Below are 1,708 nucleotides of genomic sequence, written 5' to 3'. Positions count from 1 at the left end.
CTCCCACTTATCATTGCCCGTGAGTATCTATACGGACTTAGACGACAAGACCGCTCAAAAACTGTATAAGCAGCTAGAGCTTGAAGCAAAAACCCTACAACCTATACTGTTGTTGGATTATGAGTATTATGAAACCTATACTCACTTAGCGCCCGTGACTGGCGCTACTGACGATCCAAGCATAGGTAATCAACAAAGACTTGTTAACAGTGAACAAAGTCAGGTTATTCATAAATTATTGAACGTTACCTCTTTGCCAAAATTGTTATTGAGCATGAAACCTGAGCGCAGTATTCCATCCTCCTTTTTGGATCAGTTTGATGGGTTTTTGAATAAACCTTTAGACGTGGCCTTATTATTATCTGAGCTCATCCGTTTATTACAGTCTACAACCGTCTCGCATAAACACGAAGATACTGGTAAAACCTCTGAGAGTACAAAAAAACCAACGATGGATAATAACACTGTCGAGGTGGCCAGCGCTCCTACCATATTAGTTGTCGATGACAATCTAACCAACCAAAAAATTACTTGTAAGATGTTGGATAAGTTGGGCTATCCTAGCTTGGTGGCAGATGATGGTCGACAAGCCTTAGAACAACTTGATGCACAGCGACAACAAATCTCATTAATCCTTATGGATTGCCGAATGCCAGTCATGGATGGTTTGCAAGCTACTCAAGTCATACGCTCACAAGGGAATAGTATTCCCATTGTCGCATTAACTGCGAATAATACAGAAGAAGATCGTGAAGCTTGCCGCCAGGCGGGAATGGATGATTTTTTGGCGAAACCTATCAATAAAGATAAGTTAAAAACAGTCTTGCAAAGACTAATGACAACCGAATAAGTTATTTAACACCGTCAAAAGCTGTCAGTAGGCTTTATTGTTTTCTACTTTGTTACCTGATGCTACGATACGGATTATTTCATAAAACCATTGTCAGCCAAAAAATCTTCAGTAATTTGACTTTGCGAGCTTGGTGCGCCTATGCTGCCTGTTTGCGACTTGCCTAACAGACGCTCCAAATAGCGAGCAACGATATCTACCTCAATATTGACCTTGCTACCTACCAGCCAGTGTTTGGCGATATTGGTTACTTGCGCGGTATGCGGAATGATATTGAGGCAGACGATATTGTCACGTACTAAGTTGGTCGTCAGGCTAATACCATCAACGGTGATAGAGCCTTTAGTCGCAGTATAATGCGCCAGCTCTTTAGGTATCTCAATTTCAATATAGATAGAGCGCGCATCTTGTTGCAGCTTACTGACGCGCCCGACCCCATCGACATGACCGGCAACGATATGGCCACCAAAACGCGTAGTTGGTAACATCGCTTTTTCTAAATTGACAATATGACCCGCTTTTAGCTCTTCTAAAGCGGTTCGAGCGATTGTTTCGCGTGAAACATCAACAGAATAAGAATTACTACCCACTTCTACTACAGTTAAACAAATCCCATTTGACGCAATAGAGTCGCCCAACTTGACATCACTAAAGTCCATGTCGTTCGACTCTATAGTTAGACGGATATCACCGCCTGTAGGCTGCATAGACTTTACTTTTCCGATATTTTCTATAATTCCGGTAAACATATAGACCTCGTGTTTTATCGTGTTGCTGTCGTTAACAACGTATTTTGCTTAATTAATGTACGTTTATATAAGATAAGCTTTAAAAAAATTTGATTATTTTTAATCCTAT

Annotated in this window: 2 protein-coding genes; one reads left to right on the top strand and one right to left on the bottom strand. The window is 40.8% G+C overall.

Annotated features, from left to right (window positions below):
* The coding region (locus tag ACS8FD_RS13760) for a response regulator (RefSeq protein WP_439276287.1) at nucleotides 1-850 on the top strand (850 nt) is incomplete at its 5' end.
* Between the two features lie 74 nt (nucleotides 851-924).
* Here ACS8FD_RS13760 and ACS8FD_RS13755 read toward each other — a convergent pair.
* Nucleotides 925-1,599: a riboflavin synthase gene (locus ACS8FD_RS13755; protein WP_439263380.1), complete on the bottom strand. Its 675-nt coding sequence runs from the start codon at nucleotides 1,597-1,599 to the stop codon at nucleotides 925-927.
* Nucleotides 1,600-1,708: the final 109 nt, after the last annotated feature.

It is taken from the genome of Psychrobacter sp. 1U2, assembly GCF_051847575.1.
This window is presented reverse-complemented; position numbering and strand designations above follow the sequence as displayed.